The following is an 8,696-nucleotide window of genomic DNA, read 5'->3' as shown; positions in this document are numbered from 1 at the left end:
ACGCTGGTGCTCGTCGACCCGGATCATGGCGAAAGGCTAGCCGCCCACGGGCCGGAGGGGAGGAACCGCAATACCACCTCACCCGGATCGCTAAGGCGAACCGGGTTGTCCCCGGTCGCTCCACTCCTCGCGGGTCGCGCGTGACGATCCCGTGGAGAGCGGATCTCACGGGCCGAGCAGCGCCAACGGCACCACCGCGACGCCGTCGGCCCGCCGGTACGCGTCACGGCCGGTCGTCACCAGGACCATGTCCGTCAGGGCGTCACCGAGCCGCTCCTTGAGCCAGAGCAGGTGGCGGACGTCCCGGGCGGTCGGCGCGGCCGTCATCTTGACCTCGACGGCCACCAGCCGCCGCCCGCGTCCTTCGACGAGGAAGTCGACCTCGTGCTCGCCTCCTCGGGTGCGCAGGTGGGAGACACGGGCGTCCGCCGCCTGCGCGAACACCCGGAGCGTGAGCGCCACGAGGGACTCGAAGAACCCGCCGAGCAGCGTCCCGTCGCGTTGCACCTGCACCCGGCCGACCTGTCCGCGGATCAGGGCGTCGGCGTCGACGTCGAGCAGCACCGCAGCGAGGGCCGGGTCGGCGAGGAAGTGCTTGGGCGCCGCCACGAGCCGCGTGAGGCCGGCGCCGGGGAGGGCGTCCCAGGCCGGGACGGGGTCGTAGACCCAGATGCGCTCGAGAGTGTCGCGGTACGGCTGGACCGTGGCCCGCGACGGTGGGTCGGCGTGGCCGGCCGCGGCCGCGTCCCGGATCGTCTCGTACGAGGCCGTCGTCCCGGATGCCGCCGCCAGGGCTCGCATCCACCGACGGAGGCCAAATGGATTGCGCACCTCCCGTCCTGCTTCCGGAAAGTCCCGGTCGACGATCCTGTCGACGTACCCCTCGAGCAGTGCGCGGCGTGGTCGCGCGCTCACGGCCTGCATGCCCGGGAACCCCCCGCCGACGATCGCGTCGGCGTAGTCCTCGAGCACGCGGCTCGACGTCCCGCCGATGCCGTCGCGGCCGGCGAGCAGCGCGGCGAGCGACACCGTGGTGGGGCCCCATCCGCGTTCGGGGAGCGTCAGCGGGCGCATCCGGAGGGTGACGACGCGTCCCGCCCCGGAGTGCGTCGCAGGTGAGTCGGGCGACGCCGACCCGGTGAGGAGGAAGCTCCCGGCGCCCGCACCGTCGTCGACCGCGCGACGGACCGCGTCCCAGGTCGCCGGCAGCCGCTGCCACTCGTCCACGAGCACCGGCGGGTCGGCCCGGCCGAGACGCCCGAGGTCGGCGCGGACGATCGCCAGGTCCGCCTCGTCGTCGAGGCGCAGCACCGTGCGAGCACGCCGAGATGCCGTGGCGGTCTTGCCGACTCCTTTCGGGCCGTCGATCGCGATGGCGGGGAGCTCGTCCAGGTACTCGTCGAGCTGGACGTCGACGATCCGCTCCCGGTAGAGCGTCCTCGCTGGTGACATGCCTCAACGCTACTGTTTGCCGGACGACAAGGCTACTGTTTGCCGGGACTCTAGGCTCCGGTATGCCGAGCCCGGCACCCGGACGACCGCCCACCTGGTGGGACGGATCCGCCGCGAGACCGGGCCTGGGCGTCGCACCGGCGTCGATGAGCGAGCTAGGCCCGGTCTCGTCCGGGTCAGCGCCCGTGGACCGGGCCGGTCGTCGTCGACAGCGGGCTGCCCGTGGCGCCGTGACGGGCCATCACGACCTCCGCCAGGATCGACAGCGCGACCTCCTCGGGCGTCGAGCCGCCCAGGTCCAGGCCGATCGGCGAGCGCAGCCGCGCGAGTGCCGCACCTGGCACCCCGGCCGCGCGCAGCGCCTCGACGCGCCGCGTGTGCGTCGAGCGCGAGCCCATCGCCCCCACGTACCGCGCCGGCGACGCCAGCGCGGTCACCAGGGTCGGGACGTCGACCCGCTGGTCGTGCGTCAGGACGACGACGGCGTGCGCGGCCGTCAGCGGGTGCGCCGCGAGCCACCGGTCGGGCCAGTCGCGGACGACCGCGTAGGCGTCACCGAACCGCTCCTTCGTCGCGAACAGCGGTCGCTGGTCGAGGACGGTGACCGCGAACCCGCACCCGGCGGCCAGCCGCGTGAGCGCGACCGCGTGCTCCCCCGCGCCGACGACGAGCAGCGGGTGCGCGGCCGGCGTGCGCAGCGTGACCAGCGGCTCGTCGGTGCAGACGCGGCCGGCGCCGTCGAGCGCGACGCACGCGTCCAGCCCCTCGGCCGCCCGCCGCAGCTGGTGCAACGCACCCGCCGGTAGCGCCGACACCTCGTGCACCAGCACCGTGATCGTGCCGCCGCACATCAGGCCCGGCTCGCCCAGGTCGTCGCCGACCCCGTACGACGTGACGTGGGCCGGGCCGCCGTCGAGCACCCCCCGGCAGCGCTCGACGAGGTCCGACTCCACGCATCCGCCCGACACGCTGCCCGCCACGGTCCCGTCGGACCCGACGACGAACGACGACCCGACCGCGCGCGGCGCGCTGCCCTCGACCCGCACGACCGTCGCCGCCACGACGCGCTGACCGGCGTCGAGGCGGCGGCAGATGTCCGCGGCCTGGTCCAGCATCCTCGCGACGCTACGAGACATTTGTTTCGAGAACGGCGCGCGAGGGTAACCGCGCCGAAACAGCACACCCGCACTCTCGACGCAGGACGACGAGAGGAGCCGCCATGTCGATCACAGTGGAACCCGTGGGTGCCACCCGCCCCGCCCGCGCACCGCGCGACCGGGCGGTCGACGCCCGTGACGCCGACGCCCGCTGGCTGCGTCGCGCCGTGGACGTGGCGTCCGCCAACGTCGCCGAGGGCGGCGGCCCGTTCGGCGCCGTCGTGGTCGCGGGAGACGTCGAGGTGGGCGTCGGCGCCAACCGCGTCACGCGCGACCTCGACCCGACCGCGCACGCCGAGGTCCAGGCGATCCGCGCCGCGTGCCGTGCCGCCGGCAGGTTCTCGCTCGAGGGCATGACGCTCTACACGTCCTGCGAGCCGTGCCCGATGTGCCTCGCGGCGTGCCTGTGGGCGCGGCTGGACCGCGTGGTGTTCTGCGCGGACCGGGACGACGCGAGCAGCGCCGGCTTCGACGACTCGGCGTTCTACGACCTGCTGGCGAGGGACCGCGACACGTGGGACCGCACGCGCGTGCAGGAGCTGCGGCTGCCGGAGCGCACGCGCCCGTTCGACGCGTGGCGCGCGCAGACGGCGCGCACGGCCTACTGAGTCCGTCCCTCCTGGCCCCGCCAGAGGGCCTGGCGTCGTCCGATACCGAACCGTGACCCCCGCCGCTCGTCGTTTACACCTGGGACACGCACCGCGACACAGCCCGACACGCCGCGTCCGTAGCGTCACCGCGCGCAACACCTGTTTCACCGCCGCGCGCGTGCCGTGCGCGCCCGTCCCCCAGATGGAGTGCCGATGACCCAGCCCCAGCACCCCCGGCGCGCGCGCCGCGCGCGTCTCGCCACCGCGGGCGTCGCCCTCGCTCTCGTCCTCGCCGCCTGCTCGTCGGGCGCCGACGCCGAGACGGGTGACGACGCGAGCGCGGACACCGCCGACCACGGCGCCATCACGGTCCAGCTCTCGTGGATCAAGAACGCGGAGTTCGCGGGCGAGTTCTTCGCCGACAGCAAGGGCTACTTCACCGACGCGGGCTTCAGCTCGGTGACCCTCAACGCCGGCCCGGGCGCCACGGAGTCCATCGTGCTGTCCGGCGGCGCCGACTTCGGGCTGTCGAACGCGATCTCGGTCGGCCAGGTCGTCGCGGAGGAGGACGCGCCGCTGAAGATCGTCGGCACGACGTTCCAGAAGAACCCGTTCACGATCCTGTCGCTGAAGGACGGCGCGGACATCGCGACGCCCGAGGACCTCAAGGGCAAGAAGATCGGTGTCCAGGCCGGCCCCAACGAGGCCCTGTTCGACGCCCTCCTGGCGATCAACGAGATCGACCCGGCGGAGGTCACCAAGGTGCCCGTCGAGTACGACCCGTCACCGCTCGTCAACGGCGAGGTCGACGGCTTCCTCGCGTACGTGACCAACGAGGCCATCACGGTCGAGGCCGAGGGCAACCCGGTCACCAACCTGCTGTTCGCGGACAACGGGCTGCCGTTCGTCGCCGAGTCCGTCGTGACGACGCAGGAGATGATCGCGAACGAGCCGGAGAAGGTGAAGGCGTTCCTCGCCGCGGAGATCCGCGGGTGGAAGGACGCCGTCGCGGACCCCGAGGAGGGTGCGCGCCTCGCCGTCGAGGAGTACGGGGCCGATCTCGAGCTGGACCTGGAGAAGGAGGTCCAGCAGGCCACGATCCAGATCGACCTGATCGTGACCGACGAGACGAAGGAGAACGGCTTGTTCACCATCTCCGACGACCTCATCGAGCAGAACCTCCGGACGCTCGCCGCGGCCGGCATCGAGCTCGAGGCCGACGACCTGTTCGACCTCTCGCTGCTCACCGAGCTGCTCGAGGAGCAGCCGGACCTGGCGAAGTGAGCCGACGTTGACGAACGTGCAGCACGACGCCGGTGCCCGGCGGACCCCCACGGGTCCGCTGGGCACCGGCGTGCGCCTCGACGGCCTGGGCAAGACGTTCACGACGGGTCGCCGCCACGTCACCGCGCTCCAGGACACGACGCTGTTCACCGACAAGGGCAGCTTCCTGTCGCTGCTCGGCCCGTCGGGGTGCGGCAAGTCGACGATCCTGCGCATCCTCGCCGGGCTCGAGGAGCCCACCACGGGGACGGCGCTCGTCGAGGGCCGCACCCCCGTCGAGCTGCGGGCCGAGCACGCGCTCGGCATCGCCTTCCAGGACTCGGCGCTGCTGCCGTGGCGCAGCGTCGAGGCCAACATCCGCCTGCCCTTCGAGGTCGCGGGCGCGCCCGTCGACCGCGCGCTCGTCGCCGACCTCGTGCGGCTCGTCGGGCTCGAGGGGTTCGAGAAGGCGAAGCCCGCGCAGCTCTCGGGCGGCATGCGCCAGCGCGTCTCGATCGCGCGAGCGCTCGTCGTGCAGCCGTCGGTCCTGCTGCTCGACGAGCCGTTCGGTGCCCTGGACGACATGACGCGCCAGCGTCTCAACCTCGAGCTGCTGCGCATCTGGACCGAGAAGCCCGCGACCACGCTCATGGTCACGCACGGCATCTCGGAGGCGATCTTCCTCTCGGACCAGGTCGCGGTGATGAGCGCGCGGCCCGGGCGCGTCAAGGAGGTCCTCGACGTCGACCTCCCGCGCCCGCGCAGGCCGGAGATGATGCGCACCCCGGAGTTCCACGCGCTGCACGACCACGCCTCGGAGCTCCTGTTCGGCGGCGGGGCGGACGCGTGAGCGTCGTGACGGGCGAGGTGGGGATGCCCGACGCGAGCTCCGCCGTCCCACGCCGGACGACCCGGGGCGTCCGCGCGCTGGCCCGCCGCTGGGCGCCCGGTGCGGCCGGCGTCGTCGGGATCATCGCGGTCTGGTGGCTCGCCGCCGCCACCGTCCTGGCCGGAACCACGATGCCGACACCCTTGGGCGTCGCGCGGGGCTTCGTCGACGACGGCCTCGGGTTCTACGTCACCCACCTGTCGATCACGCTCGAGGAGGCCGCCCGCGGCTTCGTCGTCGGCAACGGCCTGGCGCTGCTGCTGGCGTCGCTGGTGCTGCTGGTGCCGGCGCTCGAGCGGCTGATCATGCAGGTCGCGGTCATCAGCTACTGCCTGCCGCTGGTCGCGATCACCCCGATCCTCTACATCGTCATCGGGCCACCGCCGTCGGGCGAGCCGTCCGGCACGGCCGTCGTCCTCGCGGCGCTCTCGGTGTTCTTCACGACGGTCGTCGGTGCGGTGCTGGGCTTCCGGTCGGCCGACCTGGCGAGCCTCGACGTCGTGACCGTCTTCGGCGGCGGCCGGTGGCAGCAGCTCGTGCGGGTCCGGCTCGTCGCGGCGCTGCCCGGCATCATCGGCGCGCTGCAGGTCGCCGCGCCCGCCGCCCTGCTCGGCGCGATCCTCGGCGAGTACATCGGCGGTGTCGACCGGGGCGTGGGGCCCGCGCTCGTCAACGCCGGGCAGTCGCTCAACGGCGAGCGGGCCTGGGGCATCGCCCTGGTGTGCGCCGTGGTCGCGGGCGCGGGCTACGCGCTGTTCGCCGTGCTCGCGCGCGTCGTCACGCCGTGGTCGGCTGGCGGCGGCGCGGCCGGGGGCGCGTCGTGAGCGCGCCGGCCACGGCCGCCGGGGCTCCCGTGGTGGAGCCCCGCACCTCCGCCATCCCGGACGCACCGCGCACGCACCCCGCGTGGCGACGCGTCGGCCGCGTCCTGCTCGACGCGGCCGCGACGACCGCCGTCGTGCTGATCGCGTGGACGACGCTGCTCGCCGTGCTCGACGTCTCGCCGTACGTCGGCAAGGGGCCGGCGCAGGTGTGGGAGTACCTCGTGACCGACGCCGAGGCGGGCGAGCACCGCACGGAGGTCCTGGGGCTGCTGGGCGTGACGCTCACGGACGCGTCGATCGGCTTCGTCGTCGGGATGGTGGCGGCACTCGTGCTGTCCGCCGCGATCGTGCTGTCCCGTACCGCGGAGGGCGCGATCATGCCGGTCGCGATGCTGCTGCGCTCCGTGCCGCTCATCGCGCTCGCGCCGATCATCGTGCTGCTGGTCGGGCGGGGGGTCGCGTCGGTCGCCGTGATGAGCGGGATCGTGGTGCTGTTCCCCGCGCTGGTGACCATCGTGCTGGGGCTGCGCTCGGCGTCCCCGCAGATGCGTGACGTGGTGACCGTCCTGGGCGGCGGGCCGCGGACCGTGCTGCGCCTCGTGCAGCTGCCCGCGGCACTCCCGGCGGTCTTCGCGGCCGTCCGGATCTCCGTGCCGGGCGCGATCACGGGCGCGCTCATCGCCGAGTGGCTCGCCACCGGCGGCGGCATCGGGTACGGCGTCGTGTCCGCCGTCGGCCGTGCTCAGAACACCAAGGTGTGGGCGCTGGTCGTCGTCGTCACCCTCGCGTCCCTCGTCCTGTACACGATCGCGCAGCTGCTGGAGCAGTGGGTGCTCGCGCGGTTCGGGCCGTCGGCCGGGCGTGCCTGAACCGCTGCTGGGGCTCGTCCTGGCCGCGGGGGCCGGGACGCGCATGGGCCGGCCCAAGGCGCTGTGCGTGACGCCCGCGGGCGTGCCGTGGCTGTGGCGCGCGCACGACGCGCTGCTCGGCGGCGGGTGCGCCCGCGTCCGTGTCGTCCTCGGTGCGGCGGCGGACGAGGCGCGCGCGCTCGTGCCGCCGGGCGCCGAGGTCGTCGTGGCGTCGGAGTGGGCGGCCGGCCTGGGCGCGTCCCTCGCGGCGGGACTCGCCGGCTCCCCCGGCGACGTGGCCGTCGTCGTCACCCTCGTCGACCTGCCCGACCTCGACGACCGCGCGGTGGCCCGCGTGACCGCCGCTCGCGTCGGGCCGCGTGACCTGCGCCGCGCGGTCTTCGGCGGTGCGCCGGGCCACCCCGTGCTCATCGGCCGGGACCACTGGGCCCCGCTGCGCGACCACCTGCACGGTGACGCGGGCGCGCGCGGCTACCTCCTGGCGCACCCGCCCGTCGACGTCGACTGCACCGACCTGCCCGGCGGCCGCGACCGCGACACCCCGGACTGACCCCGAACGCACGCGCGTGTCGGACGTCGCCGCTACGCTCGCGCAGGTCAGGTCCTCGCCCTTGCCCCCGGCCCCGCGGAGCGTCATGGTCGACCAGCAACCCGCCGACACGGCGCGTCGCGCCCACCCGCGCGCGCGCCCCCCGCGCGTGGCCGCGTTCTTCGACCTCGACAAGACGATCATCGCGACGTCGTCGGCCACCGCCTTCTCCCGCGGCTTCCTCGCCGAGGGTCTGCTGACCCGACGCTCGGTGGTGGCGTCCGCGTACGCGCAGCTCGCCTACCTCCTCGGCGGTGCGGGCGAGACGTCGACGGAACGCCTGCGCGCGACCCTCTCCCGGTCCGTCGTGGGGTGGGACGTCGAGCAGGTGTCGACGATCGTGCGCGCGACGCTGCACGAGTCGATCGACCCGACCGTCTACGCCGAGGCCGTCGAGCTCATCGCCACCCACCACGCCGCCGGCCACGACGTCGTGGTGGTGTCCGCGTCCGGCACCGAGGTCGTCGAGCCGATCGCGCAGATGCTCGGCGCCGACGCGGTCATCGCGACCCGGATGGGCGTGGCGGACGGCCGCTACACGGGCGCGATCGACTTCTACGCGTACGGCGAGAACAAGGCAGTCGCCATCCGCGAGCTCGCGGAGACCCGCGGGTACGACCTCGCCGCCTGCTCCGCGTACTCCGACTCCGTCACCGACGCGCCGATGCTGGCGGCCGTCGGCCACGCGCACGTGGTGAACCCGGACCGCGCGCTGCGTCGCCTGGCCGCCGACCACGGCTGGGACGTGCTGACCTTCCGCCGGCCCGTGCCGCTGCGCCGGCTGGACGCTCAGGTGCGCGTGACGACCGGCGCGGTCCTCACAGGGGTGGCCCTGGTCGCGCTGGCGCTGGTGTGGTGGCGACGGCGCTCGCGGTCCGCCTGACGGTACGCAGATCTCGACATCCGGCCGACAAAACGTCCCTGACCTGGCAATACACCCGCGACAGTTGCCCGTGCGCGTGGCCCGGGTGTAGGACAGGACCACAACTGAACGACCGAGGGAGCACCCACGGGCGGAGTGGCCCACCTATGGGCAGGTCGACCGGGCTGGCCCCGGAGCGAA

9 protein-coding genes are annotated in these 8,696 nt (G+C 74.0%); 7 read left to right on the top strand and 2 right to left on the bottom strand.

Features of this window, described 5'->3' with window-relative positions; genetic code table 11:
• Positions 1–165: 165 nt before the first annotated feature.
• Positions 166–1,452, bottom strand: coding sequence for a DUF4143 domain-containing protein (locus tag IR158_RS18550; protein WP_291815753.1), 1,287 nt, complete (start codon positions 1,450–1,452; stop codon positions 166–168).
• Between the two features lie 176 nt (positions 1,453–1,628).
• Positions 1,629–2,567, bottom strand: a complete 939-nt coding sequence (locus tag IR158_RS18545) for an XdhC family protein (protein WP_291815750.1) — start codon at positions 2,565–2,567, stop codon at positions 1,629–1,631.
• 104 nt (positions 2,568–2,671) lie between these two features.
• Here IR158_RS18545 and IR158_RS18540 point away from each other — a divergent pair, with 104 nt between their 5' ends.
• From IR158_RS18540 to IR158_RS18510, 7 genes are all read left to right on the top strand, one after another.
• Positions 2,672–3,217 (top strand): nucleoside deaminase, encoded by a 546-nt coding sequence (locus IR158_RS18540; RefSeq protein WP_291815749.1) that lies wholly within the window; start codon positions 2,672–2,674, stop codon positions 3,215–3,217.
• A gap of 195 nt (positions 3,218–3,412) precedes the next feature.
• Entirely contained in the window at positions 3,413–4,483 is a 1,071-nt protein-coding gene (locus IR158_RS18535) for an ABC transporter substrate-binding protein (protein ID WP_291815744.1), read from the top strand.
• A 7-nt stretch (positions 4,484–4,490) separates the two neighbouring features.
• Complete coding sequence (locus IR158_RS18530) at positions 4,491–5,312, top strand: ABC transporter ATP-binding protein (RefSeq protein ID WP_291815741.1); 822 nt, start codon at positions 4,491–4,493, stop codon at positions 5,310–5,312.
• Positions 5,309–6,175 carry an ABC transporter permease gene (locus IR158_RS18525; protein WP_291815739.1) on the top strand — a complete coding sequence of 289 codons (867 nt, stop codon included), beginning with the start codon at positions 5,309–5,311 and terminating at the stop codon, positions 6,173–6,175. The genes IR158_RS18530 and IR158_RS18525 overlap by 4 nt, the downstream gene beginning before the upstream one ends.
• On the top strand, positions 6,172–7,044 hold the full coding sequence (locus IR158_RS18520; protein WP_291815737.1) for an ABC transporter permease: 873 nt from the start codon (positions 6,172–6,174) through the stop codon (positions 7,042–7,044). The genes IR158_RS18525 and IR158_RS18520 overlap by 4 nt, the downstream gene beginning before the upstream one ends.
• Positions 7,037–7,594, top strand: a complete 558-nt coding sequence (locus IR158_RS18515; protein WP_291815735.1) for an NTP transferase domain-containing protein — start codon at positions 7,037–7,039, stop codon at positions 7,592–7,594. The genes IR158_RS18520 and IR158_RS18515 overlap by 8 nt, the downstream gene beginning before the upstream one ends.
• Positions 7,595–7,679: 85 nt before the next feature.
• Entirely contained in the window at positions 7,680–8,516 is an 837-nt protein-coding gene (locus IR158_RS18510) for an HAD family phosphatase (protein WP_291815732.1), read from the top strand.
• The last annotated feature ends 180 nt before the right edge of the window (positions 8,517–8,696 follow it).

It is taken from the genome of Cellulomonas sp. (genome assembly GCF_015234515.1).
Lineage (GTDB): Bacteria > Actinomycetota > Actinomycetes > Actinomycetales > Cellulomonadaceae > Cellulomonas.
The sequence above is the reverse complement of the archived record's forward strand: the minus strand, read 5'-3'. Positions and strand labels throughout refer to the sequence as shown.